Origin of the sequence: Cellulosimicrobium sp. ES-005, assembly GCF_040448685.1 — a bacterium.
GTDB lineage: Bacteria > Actinomycetota > Actinomycetes > Actinomycetales > Cellulomonadaceae > Cellulosimicrobium > Cellulosimicrobium cellulans_G.
Map to the genome: position 1 here is coordinate 2,332,163 of NZ_CP159290.1, position 17,720 is coordinate 2,349,882.

11 protein-coding genes and 3 rRNA genes are annotated in these 17,720 nt (G+C 69.8%); all 14 read right to left on the minus strand.

All coding sequences use genetic code 11. From position 1 onward, the window contains the following. Nucleotides 1-35: 35 nt before the first annotated feature. Nucleotides 36-1,058: an HAD-IIA family hydrolase gene (locus tag ABRQ22_RS10200; protein ID WP_253048963.1), complete on the minus strand. Its 1,023-nt coding sequence runs from the start codon at nt 1,056-1,058 to the stop codon at nt 36-38. Then, complete coding sequence (locus ABRQ22_RS10205; RefSeq protein ID WP_353709432.1) at nt 1,055-1,780, minus strand: hypothetical protein; 726 nt, start codon at nt 1,778-1,780, stop codon at nt 1,055-1,057. The genes ABRQ22_RS10200 and ABRQ22_RS10205 overlap by 4 nt, the downstream gene beginning before the upstream one ends. A gap of 797 nt (nt 1,781-2,577) precedes the next feature. Next, nucleotides 2,578-2,694, minus strand: a 5S ribosomal RNA gene (gene rrf, locus ABRQ22_RS10210). A gap of 95 nt (nt 2,695-2,789) precedes the next feature. After that, nucleotides 2,790-5,897 (minus strand): 23S ribosomal RNA (locus tag ABRQ22_RS10215). 485 nt (nt 5,898-6,382) lie between these two features. Continuing rightward, nucleotides 6,383-7,904: ribosomal RNA gene (locus ABRQ22_RS10220) — 16S ribosomal RNA — on the minus strand. The 16S, 23S and 5S rRNA genes sit together here, the layout of an rRNA operon. A gap of 683 nt (nt 7,905-8,587) precedes the next feature. Beyond that, nucleotides 8,588-9,859, minus strand: a complete 1,272-nt coding sequence (gene tyrS / locus ABRQ22_RS10225; protein ID WP_353709433.1) for a tyrosine--tRNA ligase — start codon at nt 9,857-9,859, stop codon at nt 8,588-8,590. A gap of 117 nt (nt 9,860-9,976) precedes the next feature. Further along, nucleotides 9,977-10,657 (minus strand): DNA-3-methyladenine glycosylase, encoded by a 681-nt coding sequence (locus ABRQ22_RS10230; protein ID WP_353709538.1) that lies wholly within the window; start codon nt 10,655-10,657, stop codon nt 9,977-9,979. Between the two features lie 40 nt (nt 10,658-10,697). Continuing rightward, entirely contained in the window at nt 10,698-11,447 is a 750-nt protein-coding gene (locus tag ABRQ22_RS10235) for a hypothetical protein (protein ID WP_353709434.1), read from the minus strand. Further along, nucleotides 11,444-12,067, minus strand: coding sequence for an AAA family ATPase (locus tag ABRQ22_RS10240; RefSeq protein WP_353709435.1), 624 nt, complete (start codon nt 12,065-12,067; stop codon nt 11,444-11,446). The genes ABRQ22_RS10235 and ABRQ22_RS10240 overlap by 4 nt, the downstream gene beginning before the upstream one ends. 25 nt (nt 12,068-12,092) lie before the next feature. Next, nucleotides 12,093-13,520 carry an argininosuccinate lyase gene (argH, locus tag ABRQ22_RS10245; RefSeq protein ID WP_353709539.1) on the minus strand — a complete coding sequence of 476 codons (1,428 nt, stop codon included), beginning with the start codon at nt 13,518-13,520 and terminating at the stop codon, nt 12,093-12,095. 65 nt (nt 13,521-13,585) lie between these two features. Continuing rightward, complete coding sequence (locus tag ABRQ22_RS10250; RefSeq protein ID WP_253051414.1) at nt 13,586-14,815, minus strand: argininosuccinate synthase; 1,230 nt, start codon at nt 14,813-14,815, stop codon at nt 13,586-13,588. An 86-nt stretch (nt 14,816-14,901) separates the two neighbouring features. After that, nucleotides 14,902-15,438 (minus strand): arginine repressor, encoded by a 537-nt coding sequence (locus ABRQ22_RS10255; RefSeq protein WP_253051413.1) that lies wholly within the window; start codon nt 15,436-15,438, stop codon nt 14,902-14,904. Beyond that, nucleotides 15,435-16,370: an ornithine carbamoyltransferase gene (gene argF / locus ABRQ22_RS10260; RefSeq protein ID WP_253051412.1), complete on the minus strand. Its 936-nt coding sequence runs from the start codon at nt 16,368-16,370 to the stop codon at nt 15,435-15,437. The genes ABRQ22_RS10255 and argF overlap by 4 nt, the downstream gene beginning before the upstream one ends. Beyond that, nucleotides 16,370-17,671, minus strand: a complete 1,302-nt coding sequence (locus tag ABRQ22_RS10265) for an acetylornithine transaminase (protein ID WP_253051477.1) — start codon at nt 17,669-17,671, stop codon at nt 16,370-16,372. Before ABRQ22_RS10265 ends, argF begins: the two co-directional genes overlap by 1 nt. Between the last annotated feature and the right edge of the window lie 49 nt (nt 17,672-17,720).

The window sequence follows — 17,720 nt, forward strand, 5'->3', positions numbered from 1 at the left end:
GCCAGGCGGCGCGTCGCGCCGCCCGACCGTCGGGCTCAGTGCGTCCCGACGGGCAGCTCCGGGACCGTCGACGGGTCCACGGGGAGCCCCGCGTCGGCGGAGGCCCACGCCGCGGCGGCGGCCGCCCGGACGGTGTCGACCGTCGCGGTGCCGCGCACGTCCAGGCGCAGCGCGCCGTCGTCGACGCGCGCCGCGCTGTCACCGCACGACCACCAGCCGGCCTCGGTGCGCACGGGCACCGGGTGCGGCTCGAGGAGGCTGCGCAGGTCGGCGCCCACGTAGTGCGGGCGCAGGTGCGGCTCCGCCAGGATCGCGTCCCGCGCCGTGCTCACCCCGGTCAGGACGTGCAGACCGGGATAGCCGCCCGCGCGGGCGCCCGCGAGGTCCGTGTCGAGCCGGTCCCCGACGACGAGCGGCGCCTCGGAGCCCGCACGCTCGATCGCGAGCCGGTACATGGTCGGCGACGGCTTGCCCGCGCTGTCGGGCTCCACGCCCGTCGCGGCGCGGACCGCACCGACGAGCGACCCGTTGCCCGGCGCGAACCCGCGCGCGGTCGGCAACGAGAGGTCGAGGTTGCTCGCGACGTGCCACGCGCCCCGCTGGACGGCGTACGCCGCCTCGGCGAGCTGTGCCCAGCCGAGCTCCGGCGCGAAGCCCTGCGCCACGGCGTCGGGCTCGTCGTCCGCGCTCTCCACGAGCACGAACCCGGCGTCGTGGACCGCCGTCACCAGGCCCGCCCCACCGACCACGAGGACGCGCGCGCCCGGCTCGAGGCGGGTCCGCAGCAGCGCGGCGGCCGCCTGCGCGGCGGTCATGACCTCGTCCGCCGAGGTGGGGATGTCGAGGCCCGTCAGCTGCTCGGCCACCGAGCCGGGCTCGCGCGACGCGTTGTTCGTGACGAACACGAGACGCATGCCGCGGGCGCGCGCCGTCGTCAGGCCCTGGGACGCGTGCTCGATCGGCTCGTGCCCGCGGTACGCGACGCCGTCGAGGTCGACGAGCGCGAGGTCGTACCGGTCGGCCAGCGCGACGTCGCTCCCGAGCAGCCCGGCGCTCACCGGTCCGCCCCGTCGGACGGCGCGGCATCCTCCGTCGCGCCCGGACCCTCGTCCGCGAGCTGCTCGGACTCCTCGAGCTCGTCCGTCAGGTCGTAGACGACGACGTCGTCGTCCTCCTCGCCCAGCGCCGCAGCGAGCAGGCTCGCGTCGATGCCCGCGAGGATCTCCGCGGCCTCCTCGGTCCGCCCCGCGACCTCGAGCACCGATGCGCGCGCCTGCAGGACGCGTGCGCCCAGCTCGCCGCGGGTCCCGACGGCGGGCACCTGCTCGAGCGCCCCGAGTGCCGCGTCGAGCTCGCCGAGGTCGACGCGCGCGCCGCTCACGACGATCGCGAGCTCCGTGCGCCCCACCTCGTCCAGGGTCGCGGCCTCCTCCGACGCCGCCAGGGCGAGCGCGCGCTCCGGCCGCCCGAGCCCGCGCTCGCAGTCGGCCATGATCGGCAGGTGCTCCGACGACCCGTTGAGGCGTCGCACCGTGCGCAGCTCGCGGAGCGCCTCGGCGTACCGGCCGGTCGCGTAGGCCGTCAGGCCCGCCGCCTCGCGCGCGACGTCGACACGGCCGGCGCGACGCACGGCGGCCTGCGCGTGCTCGTAGGCGAGCTCCGGGTCGGAGTCGATGAGACGTCCGGCCATGACCAGGTGACGTCCGACGACCTCGGCCGTCTCCTTGCTCAGGGTCCGTAGGCGCCCGCGAGCCGCGCGGTCGAGCTGAGAGATCTGCACCTCGTCGGGGATCGCCGGCCCCGCGGGATGACGCGGCTCGGGACGACGGTCGAAGCCCTCGCGGTCCCGGCCCGCCCCTGCGCGGGGTGCGTGCCCGCCGCGGTCGCCGCCCCGGCGGTCGTCACGCGGGCCCGTGCCGCCCCGACGGCGGTCGGTCGCGTCCCGGTCGTACCGCCCGCGGTTCCCCTCGCCGGCTCGCGCGGGACCCTGGTACCCGTCGCCGCGCGCCCCGGACGTGGCACGCCCGTCACGAGCGGGTGCCCGGTCGTCACGGCGACCCGGACGGTCGCCGGCGCGACGGTCGCGGTCCGCGCCCCCGTACCCGCGCTCGGGGCGGCCCCTTTCCCCCCGGCCGCGCGTGCCGTCGGGCTTGCCCCGGTAGCCGCCGTCCTGACGTCCGCGCGACTCGCCTGCGCCGCGCCGGGCGTCGTCGCCACGGCGACGGTCGCGGTCGCCGGAGCTCGTGTCGCCACCGGACCGCCCGGGCCCCGCCCCGCGCGCGTCGCGCGAGTGACCCTGTCGCCCGTCACGGTCGCGGCGACCACCACGGTCGTCGCCCGACGACGGGCGGTCCGACTCGGGATCGTGGGAGGTGTCGTTCACGGGGTGACCTCTCGTTCTGGAGTTTGCGCAGGCCATCTTCCCATGTCGGCCCCGCCGTGACACGTGACGGAGGGCGCGGGGAGCACTGCGGCGCGACGTCCGCACGGGCCGGCCCCGACGAGGGCGGTCCGGCGTGACGGTCTGGAAATGCCGAAGGCCCACCCCGGTGTGGGGTGGGCCTTCGGTGAAGGGTTGTCCGGCGGCGTCCTACTCTCCCACCCCGTCTCCAGGGCAGTACCATCGGCGCTGAAGGGCTTAGCTTCCGGGTTCGGTATGGGACCGGGCGTTTCCCCTTCGCTGTGACCGCCGTAACTCTGTGAACCTGTCAACACGCTGGGGCACCCCTTGGGGGGTGTGGTGTTGGTGGTTCGGGAACCGCACAGTGGACGCGTAGCAAAGTGTGTTGGTGTTGAAGTTGTCGGCTGATTAGTACCGGTCAGCTGCACGGGTCTTTCGTCCCCGCTTCCACGTCCGGCCTATCGACCCAGTGTTCTGCTGGGTGCCTCTCACCCCGTAGGGTATGGAAACCTCATCTTGAAGCAGGCTTCCCGCTTAGATGCTTTCAGCGGTTATCCCTTCCGAACGTAGCCAACCAGCGGTGCTCCTGGCGGAACAACTGGCACACCAGAGGTTCGTCCGTCCCGGTCCTCTCGTACTAGGGACAGCCCTTCTCAAGTTTCCTGCGCGCGCAGCGGATAGGGACCGAACTGTCTCACGACGTTCTAAACCCAGCTCGCGTACCGCTTTAATGGGCGAACAGCCCAACCCTTGGGACCTACTCCAGCCCCAGGATGCGACGAGCCGACATCGAGGTGCCAAACCATGCCGTCGATATGGACTCTTGGGCAAGATCAGCCTGTTATCCCCGGGGTACCTTTTATCCGTTGAGCGACGGCGCTTCCACAAGCCACCGCCGGATCACTAGTTCCGACTTTCGTCCCTGCTCGACCTGTCAGTCTCACAGTCAAGCTCCCTTGTGCACTTGCACTCGACACCTGATTGCCAACCAGGCTGAGGGAACCTTTGAGCGCCTCCGTTACATTTTAGGAGGCAACCGCCCCAGTTAAACTACCCACCAGGCACTGTCCCTGGTCCGGATCACGGACCGAGGTTAGACATCCGAAGCGGCCAGAGTGGTATTTCAACGTTGACTCCACCCGCACTGGCGTACGGGCTTCACAGTCTCCCACCTATCCTACACAAGCCGCACCGAACACCAATACCAAGCTATAGTAAAGGTCCCGGGGTCTTTCCGTCCTGCTGCGCGTAACGAGCATCTTTACTCGTAGTGCAATTTCGCCGAGTTCGCGGTTGAGACAGCGGAGAAGTCGTTACGCCATTCGTGCAGGTCGGAACTTACCCGACAAGGAATTTCGCTACCTTAGGATGGTTATAGTTACCACCGCCGTTTACTGGGGCTTAAATTCTGAGCTTCACCCCGAAGGGTTGACCCGTCCTCTTAACCTTCCAGCACCGGGCAGGCGTCAGTCCGTATACATCGTCTTGCGACTTCGCACGGACCTGTGTTTTTAGTAAACAGTCGCTTCTCCCTGGTCTCTGCGGCCGTCCACGCTCCCACCGCGAGGGTGTTCACGCTTCGGGCCCCCCTTCTCCCGAAGTTACGGGGGCATTTTGCCGAGTTCCTTAACCACGATTCTCTCGATCGCCTTAGTATTCTCTACCTGACCACCTGAGTCGGTTTGGGGTACGGGCGGCTAGAACCTCGCGCCGAGGCTTTTCTTGGCAGCATAGGATCACCCAGTTCGCGCTTGTGCGCTCACCGTCAGCTCTCAGCCTGTGTGTCTGGCGGATTTGCCTACCAGACGGCCTACGGCCTTGGACGTGGTCTACCATCGCCACGCCGGGCTACCTTCCTGCGTCACCCCTGTTAATACGCTTACCTACTACCGGTTCGGGTCCCGCGCGCCCCTGCCCGGTGGCCCCGAAGGGCCGGTGGACAGGTTTGGGCGGTTAGCATCACCGGGCTCGGTATGGGCGGTTCTTCGCCGGTAGGAGAATATCAACTCCTTGTCCATCGACTACGCCTGTCGGCCTCGCCTTAGGTCCCGACTTACCCAGGGCGGATTAACCTGGCCCTGGAACCCTTGGTCATTCGGCGGACGGGTTTCTCACCCGTCTTTCGCTACTCATGCCTGCATTCTCACTCGTGTGGGCTCCACCACTGGGTTCCCCCGCGGCTTCACTGCCCACACGACGCTCCCCTACCCACCTGCGCCTCTGGACCACGAAGGCCTGAGTTGAGCGCAGATGCCACGGCTTCGGCGGTGTACTTGAGCCCCGCTACATTGTCGGCGCGGAATCACTTGACCAGTGAGCTATTACGCACTCTTTCAAGGGTGGCTGCTTCTAAGCCAACCTCCTGGTTGTCTGTGCAACTCCACATCCTTTCCCACTTAGCACACGCTTAGGGGCCTTAGCCGGTGGTCTGGGCTGTTTCCCTCTCGACTACGGAGCTTATCCCCCGCAGTCTCACTGCCACGCTTCCACTTACCGGCATTCGGAGTTTGGCTGACGTCAGTAACCTTGTAGGGCCCATCGGCCATCCAGTAGCTCTACCTCCGGCAAGAAACACGTGACGCTGCACCTAAATGCATTTCGGGGAGAACCAGCTATCACGAAGTTTGATTGGCCTTTCACCCCTAACCACAGGTCATCCCCCAGGTTTTCAACCCTGGTGGGTTCGGTCCTCCACGCGGTCTTACCCGCGCTTCAACCTGCCCATGGCTAGATCACTTCGCTTCGGGTCTAGACCCAGCGACTATGGGCGCCCTGTTCGGACTCGCTTTCGCTACGGCTTCCCCACACGGGTTAACCTCGCCACTGAGCACTAACTCGCAGGCTCATTCTTCAAAAGGCACGCTGTCACCCCAACCAAGGAGGCTCCAACGGATTGTAGGCACACGGTTTCAGGTACTATTTCACTCCCCTCCCGGGGTACTTTTCACCTTTCCCTCACGGTACTGGTCCGCTATCGGTCACTAGGTAGTATTTAGGCTTAGCAAGTGGTCTTGCCAGATTCACACGAGATTTCTCGGGCCCCGTGCTACTTGGGATCCCCTTCGGGAGGCCACGCCATTTCGTCTACCGGACTCGCACCGTCTATGGTCCGCCTTTCAATGCGGTTCGACTATGACACGACTTTCTCACTCCCCGGCGGACTGTCAGATCCACCAGAAGGGTCCCACAACCCCGAACACGCAACGCCTGACAGCTTTACCACGCGCCCGGTTTGGCCTCATCCGCTTTCGCTCGCCACTACTCACGGAATATCTCTTCCTGTCGGTACTGAGATGTTTCACTTCCCGACGTTCCCTCCACACACCCTATATATTCAGGTGCAGGTCACACGACATGACTCGTGCGGGGTTCCCCCATTCGGAAACCCTCGGATCACAGCTCGTTTGCCAGCTCCCCGAGGCTTATCGCAGGCTACCACGTCCTTCTTCGGCTCCTAGTGCCAAGGCATCCACCCTGTGCCCTTAAAAACTTCAACAAAAACAACAAAACTGCAGAGAACCAAGAACCACACCCGAAGGCGTGTCTTGATCTTTACAAAGATGCTCGCGTCCACTGTGCAGTTCTCAAACAACCAACGACCCCGACCCCCACCAGACCCGCCTACCACCCCCACCCCTCCACGAAGGAGGACCAAGGACAGCGGTTCGTGGCCCGAGGACCGGCCCGTACCAGGCACCCCACCAACCGGTGGCCGGTGACCTGAGGACCCAACAGTGTGCTCGACAAGCCCCCACCCCCCACCAGCGATGTTCCACCACCACCACACCCGACCCCGACACCCCCGAAGGGACGACCAGAGCCTGGCGGGCCGGCAGGTACTGACACCAGCGAAGACCAGGACGCTCTTTCGTCAATGTTCCACCCATGAGCAACCACCCACCACACGTGCGGCGATGGCGTGGCACCTGTTCAACCCACCCACCAGCGAAGCCGGCCGGGCGAGCGTTGGTAGCTCCTTAGAAAGGAGGTGATCCAGCCGCACCTTCCGGTACGGCTACCTTGTTACGACTTAGTCCCAATCGCCAGTCCCACCTTCGACCACTCCCCCCGCGAACGGTTGGGCCATGGGCTTCGGGTGTTACCGACTTTCGTGACTTGACGGGCGGTGTGTACAAGGCCCGGGAACGTATTCACCGCAGCGTTGCTGATCTGCGATTACTAGCGACTCCGACTTCATGGGGTCGAGTTGCAGACCCCAATCCGAACTGAGACCGGCTTTTTGGGATTCGCTCCACCTTACGGTATCGCAGCCCTTTGTACCGGCCATTGTAGCATGCGTGAAGCCCAAGACATAAGGGGCATGATGATTTGACGTCATCCCCACCTTCCTCCGAGTTGACCCCGGCAGTCTCCCATGAGTCCCCGGCATAACCCGCTGGCAACATGGGACGAGGGTTGCGCTCGTTGCGGGACTTAACCCAACATCTCACGACACGAGCTGACGACAACCATGCACCACCTGTGCACGAGTGTCCAAAGAGACCACCATCTCTGGTGGCTTCCCGTGCATGTCAAGCCTTGGTAAGGTTCTTCGCGTTGCATCGAATTAATCCGCATGCTCCGCCGCTTGTGCGGGCCCCCGTCAATTCCTTTGAGTTTTAGCCTTGCGGCCGTACTCCCCAGGCGGGGCACTTAATGCGTTTGCTGCGGCACGGAACTCGTGGAATGAGCCCCACACCTAGTGCCCAACGTTTACGGCATGGACTACCAGGGTATCTAATCCTGTTCGCTCCCCATGCTTTCGCTCCTCAGCGTCAGTTGCGGCCCAGAGACCTGCCTTCGCCATCGGTGTTCCTCCTGATATCTGCGCATTCCACCGCTACACCAGGAATTCCAGTCTCCCCTACCGCACTCTAGTCTGCCCGTACCCGATGCAAGCTCGAGGTTGAGCCTCGAGTTTTCACACCAGACGCGACAGACCGCCTACGAGCTCTTTACGCCCAATAATTCCGGACAACGCTTGCGCCCTACGTATTACCGCGGCTGCTGGCACGTAGTTAGCCGGCGCTTCTTCTGCAGGTACCGTCACTTGCGCTTCTTCCCTGCTGAAAGAGGTTTACAACCCGAAGGCCTTCATCCCTCACGCGGCGTCGCTGCATCAGGCTTGCGCCCATTGTGCAATATTCCCCACTGCTGCCTCCCGTAGGAGTCTGGGCCGTGTCTCAGTCCCAGTGTGGCCGGTCGCCCTCTCAGGCCGGCTACCCGTCGTCGCCTTGGTAGGCCATCACCCCACCAACAAGCTGATAGGCCGCGAGCCCATCCCTGACCGAAAAACTTTCCAACCACCCCCATGCGAGGACGGCTCATATCCGGTATTAGCCCCGGTTTCCCGGAGTTATCCCGAAGTCAAGGGCAGGTTACTCACGTGTTACTCACCCGTTCGCCACTAATCCACCCAGCAAGCTGGGCATCATCGTTCGACTTGCATGTGTTAAGCACGCCGCCAGCGTTCGTCCTGAGCCAGGATCAAACTCTCCGTAAATGAACAACGCCCACCACCAGGACAAACCCAGCAGTGAACAATCCATACGAAGCGAACCCACCAGGGTTCACAAAACTGGCATCAACACGAAAGATGACATCATCTTCCGAAATCAACCAAAGGAATCCCAGACACAACCAACCACCCCACCCGACGGGCGAAGACGATCAGCCATGCCACAGGGACAAAAAATTGGCATTGACTAACAAGCACACTGTTGAGTTCTCAAACAACCGACACACACCAACTCAGCACCACCCGACCGGGCAGAACCTCGCTTGGGGCAACTTCTCTAATCTACCAGAGCCTCAGCGCCCTCTCCAACTCGGTGATCCGAGCGGAGGGAGCCGGGGGAACCGGCATCCCCGATCATGTCACGGCGCGCGAGGCTCCGTGTCCTTCTCGAGGGGGACCGCCCGGGGGACCAGCCACCGTCTCGTGCGATCGAGAACCGGTGTCCGTTCCTCCCTGCCGGGCGAACGTCGAGAACACTACACGCGCTCCGACCGGGTGCCAAATCCGTGTGGTGCGCTCCCTTCTCCCCCGCCACGCTCGGTTCGCGGTCGCCCCCTCGCGGCGCGGGACGGCCGGGTCGCGCGGTCCTCCCACCACGACGGGACGACGAAGGGGCCGGTCCCGCTCGACGCGGTCCGGCCCCTTCGTCGTCACGCCGACTCGGCTGCTCAGCCGGCGGCGCAGTCCGCGACGGCGACACCGAGCGTCTTCTTCCCCCGGCGCAGGAGGGCGAACTGCCCGTGCAGCAGGTCCTCCGCCGCGAGGACGGCGTCCTCGCTCGTCACCTTGACGTTGTTGACGTACGCCCCGCCCTCGGCCACCGCTCGACGCGCGGCCGCCTTGGAGGCGACGAGGCCCGACGCTGCGAAGAGGTCGACGACCGCGTCGCCCACCTGCGCCGCCGTGCGCGGCAGCTCGGCGACGGCCGCGCCCAGGGTTCCCGCGTCCAGGCCGGCGAGCTCACCCCGGCCGAAGAGGGCCTGGCTCGCGGCGATCACCGACGCCGTCGCCTCCGCCCCGTGCACGAGCGTCGTCACGTCCGACGCGAGCGCGCGCTGTGCCTCGCGCGCCCCGGGCCGCTCGCGCACCGCGGTCTCGAGCTCGGCGATCTCCTCGCGCGTGCGGAACGTGAAGATCTTCAGCCAGCCCACCACGTCCTCGTCCGCGGCGTTGAGCCAGTACTGGTAGAAGGCGTACGGGCTCATCATGTCGGGCGCGAGCCAGACCGCCCCGCCCTCCGTCTTGCCGAACTTGGTCCCGTCGGCCTTGGTGATGAGCGGCGTCGTGAGGACGTGCACGGCCGCCCCCTCGGTCTTGCGGATGAGCTCGACGCCCGAGAGCAGGTTGCCCCACTGGTCGTTGCCCCCCGTCTGGAGGGACACGCCGTGCCGGCGGTACAGCTCGAGGAAGTCGATCCCCTGGAGGATCTGGTAGCTGAACTCGGTGAAGCTGATCCCCTCCTCCGAGCGCAGGCGGCGCGCGACGGTGTCCTTCGCGAGCATCGTGCCGAGGCGGTAGTGCTTGCCCACGTCGCGCAGGAAGTCGATCGCCGACAGCTCGGAAATCCAGTCGAGGTTGTTCACGAGGAGGGCGGGGTTATCCCCCTCGAAGTCGAGGAAGCGTGACACCTGCGACTTCAGCCGCTCGGTCCACTCCGCGACGGTCTCCTTAGTGTTGAGCACCCGCTCCCCCGACTGGCGCGGGTCGCCGATCATGCCCGTCGCCCCGCCCACGAGCGCCACGGCGCGGTGGCCCGCGAGCTGGAGGTGACGCAGCACGACGAGCTGCACGAGGTGGCCGTGGTGGAGGCTCGGTGCCGTCGGGTCGAAGCCGCAGTAGTACGTGATCGGGCCCTCGGCCAGCGCGGCGCGCAGCGCGGCCTCGTCGGTGGACTGCGCCACCAGGCCCCGCCATTGCAGCTCGTCGAGAACGTCGCTCACTTCTGCTCCTTCGTCGAGTACCCGTGGACCGGGCACGTCCGGTGCTGCCGTGCGGCAGCGTGTCCTAGTCTGCCGTGCCGCGCGGCGTCCGACGTCCACCGCCCACCGGGCGGGCGCTCACCGCGCGCGGGCGCTCACGCGGCGGTAGGCCGAGACCGTGGGGTCGCCCGCGAGCCAGGAGCGCCACGGGTAGAGGTCGCCGTCTCCCCCGTCGCCCGAGACCCCGACCCTCGGACCGGTCGCGATCGCGGGACGCAGCGGCCCCCCGGACGCGCGGTGCAGCACGAGCTCCCCGTCGGGGTCCGTGAGCTCCGCGCCGTACTGGCGCAGGTCGAGGTCGAGCGCGACGGCGAGGCGCGCAGGACCCCGCGCGATCTGGCGGTCGGAGTCGCACCTCCCGGCGACGAGCCGCCGCGACCGGGCGAGGTCGACGCCGTCGGTCACCTCGCCCGCGCGCAGCAGGACGGCGGACGCACTGCCGACCGGCCCGCACACGACGTTGACGCAGTGGTGCAGCCCGAGGTGCCGGTACACGTACAGCCGGCCGGGCTCGCCGAACATCGCGCGGTTGCGCTCGGTGCGGCCACGGAAGGCGTGCGACCCCGGGTCGCGCTCGCCGTCGTACGCCTCGACCTCGGTGATCCGCAGGGTGACGTCGCCCGCGTCGCTGCGGCGGGTGAGGAACGACCCGAGCAGGTCGCGCGCGACCTCGTGGACGTCGCGCGCGTACCACCCCCGGGCAGGGACGTCCCACGGTCCGACGGCGCGGGACTCCCCGGTCCCCGTCGTCTGCGCCACGGCGTCCGTCACCTTCGCACCACCTTCCGTCGTGGGCAATCTACGCCCCGTCGCGCTCGCGCGGGCTCCGCCGCGGCGGGCGGGGACCCACGTACCAGGCCAGCACGGCGACCAGGGCGAGGCTCACCCACGTGGCAGGAACCCAGCAGCCGGCCGCGAGGCTCCGCAGACGGCCGGGGACGGCGTCGCCGGACCAGGCGACGACGAGGGCGAGGACCCACCACGTCCCCGCGGTCGCGGCCACGACGGCGCTCACGAGCGCGAGCGGTGCCGGGTAGGCACGCCGACGCTCCACCCAGCGCCCTTGCCGGACGACCCGCCGACGGGCCGCCGCGGCCTCCCGAGCACGGCGCTGCGCCGCGCTGGGTGCGCTCCGCGCGCCGCGTCGTGGTCGAGACGCCGGCGAGCCCGCCACGGGCGGACGTCCGCCCTCGCGGGCCAGCCCCGTCTCGATCTCGGCACGCCGACGGCGCGTCCGCCGCGCACCGACGAGCGCCGCGACCGCGGGCGGCAGCAGGACGGCCACGGTGATCCACCACACGTCGGCGGTCGGGACGTCCCACACCCACCACGTTCCCGACCTGGTGCTGCTCCGGCTCGGGAGCAGGAACCAGGTCGAGAGCGTCGCCGAGCGGGCGGTCGCGGCGAGGACGACGGCCGTCGCCGAGCCCGCGACGGCGAACGTCGTCACCCCGGCCGCGAGGCCGTCGGTCGCCCGGACGGCGCGGTCCCAGGCGGACCGGGCGGCCTCGACCTGCGCGTCGGACGCGCCGTCGCGGCCGGCGCTCATCGGTCCGCCGCGCGCACGACGTTCCCCCACCCGTCGAGCACGACGTCCGCGCGCTCGCGCGAGGCGTTGCGGGCGTAGTGCTCACGCTCGTCGAGCATCCACGCGAGCCAGTGCGCGCGCTGGTCCTCGCCGTCCCGGTCGAGCCCCCGGCGCAGGCGCACGTCGTCCGGGGCCTCGACCCACAGGCGCAGCGCGGCCACGCCGTCCGCCTCGCGGCGACCCGCCCCGCACCCCTCGACGACCAGGTACGGCGCCGGGGCGACGTCGTGCCACTCGGCGAAGCGGTCGAGCGTCCAGTCGAACCGGCGGTACCGACCCGGACGACCCGCGGCGAGAGGCGCGAGGACCCACTCGTCCAGGCGGCTCCACGCGGGCTCGAGCCCGCGCCAGCCCTCGTACAGGTCGTCCATGTGGAGCACCTGTGCGGGCAGTGCCTCGCCCAGCTGGGCGGCGAGCGTGGTCTTGCCCGAGCCGGCGGGCCCGTCAATCACCACGAGCCGGGTGCCCGACGCGCGTTCTCCGGCCGGCCCGTTGCCCGGGCCGTGCGACGGGCCGAGTCGCGGGTCGGCGTCGCGCACGCGACGCACGAGGTCCGCGAGGACGTCCTGGTCGACGCTCACGCGCGCACCCTCGGCACGGGCGCCGTCAGTCCTGGGCCCAGAAGCGGTACTCGGCCGAGCGCTCCTTCGCGGCCTCGAGCTGCTCGGCGACCCGCACCGGGGCGGTGCCGCCCACGGCGTCGCGCGACGCGAGCGAGCCCTCGACGCTCAGCACGTCGCGCACGCCCGGCGTGAGGTGCTCGGAGATCGACGCGAGGTCGTCGTCCGAGAGGTCCCACAGCTCGATGCCGCGCTCCTCGCACGCGCGCACGCACGCGCCCGCGACCTCGTGCGCGACACGGAACGGCACGCCCTCGCGCACGAGCCACTCGGCGACGTCCGTCGCGAGCGAGAACCCCTGCGGCGCGAGCGACGCCATGCGGTCGGTGTCGAACTCGAGCGTCGCGACCATGCCCGAGAACGCGGGCAGGAGCACCTCGAGCGTGTCGACCTGGTCGAACACGGGCTCCTTGTCCTCCTGCAGGTCGCGGTTGTACGCGAGCGGCAGGCCCTTGAGCGTCGCGAGCAGGCCCGACAGGTCGCCGATGAGGCGGCCCGCCTTGCCGCGCGCGAGCTCGGCGACGTCGGGGTTCTTCTTCTGCGGCATGATGCTCGACCCCGTGGAGTAGGAGTCGTGCAGGCGCACGAAGCCGAACTCCTTGGTCGCCCAGAGGATGACCTCCTCCGCGAGGCGCGAGAGGTCGACGCCCAGCATCGCGGCGACGAACGCGAACTCCGCGACGACGTCGCGCGACGCGGTGCCGTCGATCGAGTTCTCGACCGGGCCGTCGAACCCGAGCTCGGCGGCGACGGCCGCCGGGTCGAGGCCCAGCGACGAGCCCGCGAGCGCCCCCGACCCGTACGGCGAGCGCGCGGCGCGCACGTCCCAGTCGATGAAGCGGTCGACGTCGCGCAGCAGCGGCCACGCGTGGGCGAGCAGGTGGTGCGCGAGGAGCACCGGCTGGGCGTGCTGGAGGTGCGTACGGCCGGGCATCGCCGCGCCCGGGTGCGCGGCGGCCTGCTCGATCAGCGCGTCGACGACGTCGAGCACGAGTCGCGCGATCGTGCGCGCCTCGTCGCGCAGGTACATGCGCGTGAGCGTCGCGATCTGGTCGTTGCGCGACCGGCCCGCGCGCAGCTTGCCGCCGAGCTCCGGCCCGGCGCGCTCGATGAGCCCGCGCTCGAGCGCGGTGTGCACGTCCTCGTCGTCGTCGGCCGCGACGAACGCGCCCGACGCGACGTCCTCGCGCAGGCGCTCGAGCGCCGCGAGCATCCCGTCGAGCTCGTCGTCGTCGAGCAGGCCCGCAGCGTGCAGGACCTTCGCGTGGGCCTTCGAGCCCGCGACGTCCTGGCCCGCGAGGCGCCAGTCGAAGTGCGTCGACTTGCTCAGCGCGGCGAGCGCGTCGGCGGGACCGCCGGCGAAGCGCCCGCCCCAGAGGCTCACGCGCCCGCCCGCCGGCGCGTCCTGGTCCACGTCCCCGGGCGCGGCGGTCACGTCGGGCTGGGTGGCGTCCGTGACGCCCTGGTCGTCGTGCGTGCTCACAGTGCTCCTGCCCCGAGGTCCACACCGTTGCCGAACTTCTCGTCGCGCGCGGCGGCGAGCTTCGCGGTGAGACCGTAGATCTCGATGAACCCCTTGGCCTGCGACTGGTCGAACGAGTCGCCCTCGTCGTAGGTCGCCAGGTTGAAGTCGTACAGGCTCGCCTCCGAGCGGCGGCCGGTCACGGTCGCCCGTCCGCCGTGCAGCACGAGGCGCACGTCGCCGGAGACGTACCGCTGCGTGTCGTCGATGAACACGTCGAGCGAGCGCTTGAGCGGGCTGAACCACATGCCGTCGTAGACGAGCTCGGTCCAGCGCTGCTCGACGCCGCGCTTGAAGCGGGCCTGCTCGCGCTCCAGGGTGACGTTCTCGAGCTCCTGGTGCGCGGTGATGAGCGCGATCGCGCCCGGAGCCTCGTAGACCTCGCGCGACTTGATGCCGACGAGGCGGTCCTCGACGATGTCGATCCGCCCGACGCCCTGGGCGCCCGCGCGGCGGTTCATCTCCTGGATCGCCTGCAGCGGCGTCACCGCGACGCCGTCGAGCGCGATCGGGACGCCCTGCTCGAACGTGACGACGACCTCGTCCGCGACGGGCGGGAACGTCGGGTCGTCGGTGTAGTTGTAGACGTCCTTGGTCGGGGCGTTCCAGATGTCCTCGAGGAAGCCGGTCTCGACCGCGCGGCCCCACACGTTCTGGTCGATCGAGAACGGGTTGTGCTTGGTCGTCGCGATCGGCAGGGAGTGCTTCTCGGCGTACTCGATGGCCTTCTCGCGCGTGAGCGCGAGGTCGCGCACGGGCGCGATCGTCTTGAGCTCGGGCGCGAGCGACGTCGTCGCGACCTCGAAGCGCACCTGGTCGTTGCCCTTGCCCGTGCAGCCGTGGGCGACGGTCGTCGCGCCGAACTGGCGCGCCGCCCGCACGAGGTGCTTGACGATGACCGGCCGCGAGATCGCGGAGACGAGCGGGTAGCGGTCGAGGTACAGGCCGTTCGCGCGCAGCGCGGGCATGCAGTACTCGGCGGCGAACTCGTCGCGCGCGTCGGCGACGTACGCCTCGACGGCGCCGCAGTCGAGGGCGCGCTGCCGGATGACCTCGAGGTCCTCCCCGCCCTGGCCGACGTCGACCGCGACGGCGACGACCTCGGCGCCCGTGGCCTCGGCGATCCAGCCGATGGCCACCGACGTGTCCAGGCCGCCCGAGTAGGCGAGCACGACGCGTTCAGTCATGACGGTCTCTTTCTGTGACGTGCGGGTGGGGTCCGGGGTCCAGTCTCGCAGGGCGGTCCGCCGCGCGAGGGATGGTCCGACGGCGGTCAGTCCGGCGTGCCGGGGACGGGCCCGCCGTGGGGCCCGGACAGCTCGAGGAAGCGGCGCGCGAGCTCGGCGCCGCCGTCGGGGTCGCGCGCGATGACGAGGATCGTGTCGTCGCCCGCGATGCAGCCGAGCACGTGCGGGAGCACGGAGTGGTCGATCGCCGACGCGAGGTAGTTCGCCGCGCCGGGAGGCGTGCGCAGCACGACGAGGTTCGCGGACGCCTCGGCGGACACGAGCATCTCCGAGCACAGGCGCGCGAGCCGGGCCGCGAGGTACTCGGGCGACTCCGCGGTCTGCACGCTGCGGTCCCCGCCCTCCCCCGGCACCGCGTACACGAGCGCGCCCGAGGCGCCCCGCACCTTCTCCGCGCGCAGCTCGATGAGGTCGCGCGAGAGCGTCGCCTGCGTCACCGACAGCCCCTCGCGCTCGAGCTCGCGCGCGAGCTCCGCCTGGGAGTGGATCTCGGTGCGGCGCACGATCTCGGCGATGCGCGCGTGGCGCGCCGTCTTCGTCGTCGCCGTGCGGGCCTCGGTCACGACCGCTCCAGGAGGAACGTGAGCAGCGCCTTCTGGGCGTGCAGCCGGTTCTCCGCCTCGTCCCACACCGCCGAGCGGGGGCCGTCGATCACCTCGGCGGTGATCTCCTTGCCGCGGTAGGCGGGCAGGCAGTGCAGGACGATCGCGTCGTCCTTCGCGTGCGCGAGGAGGTCGTCGTTCACCTGGTAGGGCACGAAGGGCAGCGCGCGCTGCTCGGCCTCGGCCTCGTCCCCCATCGACACCCACGTGTCGGTCGCGACGACGTCCGCCCCCGCGACGGCCTCGACCGGGTCGGACGTGACGCGCACCGAGCCGCCGGTCTCGGCCGCGATCCGCTCGGCGTCGGCGACGAACACGGGGTGGGGCGGGTACCCGTCGGGCGTCCCGATCCGCACGTGCAGGCCGGCGGTCGCGCCACCGAGCAGGTAGGAGTGCGCCATGTTGTTCGCCCCGTCGCCGACGTACGCGAGCGTCTGGCCCGCGAGCGCTCCGGTACCGCCGCGGAGCTGGGCGATCGTGAGGAGGTCCGCGAGGATCTGGCACGGGTGGAAGTCGTCGGTGAGCGCGTTGACGACCGGGACCCGGCTGATCGCCGCCATCTCCTCGATCCGGTCCTGGCCGAACGTGCGCCACACGATCGCCGACGCCTGCCGGTCGAGCACGCGCGTGACGTCCGCGACGGACTCGCGCACGCCGACCTGGGCGAGCCGGCCGTCCACGACGACCGGGAAGCCCCCGAGCTCGGCGATGCCCGTCGCGAACGAGAGCTGCGTGCGCAGCGTCGGCTTGTCGAACAGCACGGCCACGCCCTGCGGTCCGGCCAGGGGCTGGCGGAACGTGCGGTCGTCGCGGAACGCGAGGCCGATCTCGAGGACCTGACGCTGCTCGGCGGGCGTGAGGTCGTCGTCGCGCAGGAAGTGCCGGGGGGCCATCAGGAGCTCCTCGTCGTGGGGCCGGTAGGTGTGGGCGTCGCGCCGGACGCGGCGGTCGGGTCGGCCGGGACGGTGACGGTCGCGAAGAACCCGACGACGTCCCGCACCTGCTCGGGCGTGAGGATCAGGGGCGGCGCGAGGCGGATCGCGTCGGGCGCGACGGCGTTCACGACGAACCCTGCGTCGAGCGCCGCACGCGCGACGTCCGCCGCGACGGGCCGGGTGAGCTGGACGGCGAGGAGCAGCCCGCGCCCCCGCACGCCCGCGACGAGCGGGTTCCCGGCCCCGGCGATGCCGTCGCGCAGGAGCGCCCCGACGGTCCGCACGTTCTCGAGGAGCCCGTCGCGCTCGATCACCCCGAGCGTCGCGAGCGCCGCCGCGGCGGCGACCGGGTTGCCCCCGAACGTCGTGCCGTGCTGACCGCGGCCGAGCAGCGTCGCCGCCCGCTCGCCGTACGCGACCACGGCACCCACGGGGAAGCCGCCGCCGAGGCCCTTGGCGAGCGTGACGACGTCGGGCACGATCCCGCCGCCGACCTCGGGCTGCTGGTAGGCGAACCACGAGCCCGTGCGCCCGACGCCCGTCTGCACCTCGTCGAGCACGAGCAGCGCGCCGTGGCGCGCCGTGAGCTCGCGCGCCGCGACGAGGTAGCCGGGCGAGAGCGACCGCACGCCCGCCTCCCCCTGCACCGGCTCGACGACGAGCGCCGCGACCTCGCCGCGCGCGGCGACCGCGGCGGGCGAGAAGGCCTCCTCGAGCGCGGCGACGTCGTCGAACGCGACGAACTCCACCCCGCCCGGGAGCGGCTCGAACGGCTCGCGGTACGCGGCCTTCGACGTCAGCGCGAGCGCGCCCATCGACCGGCCGTGGAAGCCGCCCTGGAGCGCGAGGACCCGCGTCCGACGCCCCGTGCCATTGTTCCGGCGCGTCATCTTGAACGCCGCCTCGTTCGCCTCGGTGCCCGAGTTCGTGAAGAACACGCGCGACCCCTCGGGCGCCTCCGAGAGCGCCAGGAGGCGCTCGGCGAGCGCGATCTGCGTCGGGGTCCCGAAGAAGTTCGAGACGTGCCCGAGCGTGCCGAGCTGGGCGGAGACCGCCGCCGTGAGCGTCGGGTGGGCGTGGCCGAGCGCGTTGACCGCGATGCCCGCGAGCAGGTCGAGGTAGCGCTTCCCGTCGGCGTCCCACACGTACGCGCCCTCGCCGCGCACGAGCACGCGCTGCGGCGGGCCGAACGTGTCCATGACGGCGTGGGTGTACCGGTCGGTCCACTGGGCGACGGAGCCGTCGGCTTGGGCAGTCACGGCGCTCGTCGTCGCGGGCGCGGGCGCGTCCGCCGGGTGGTCGAGGGCG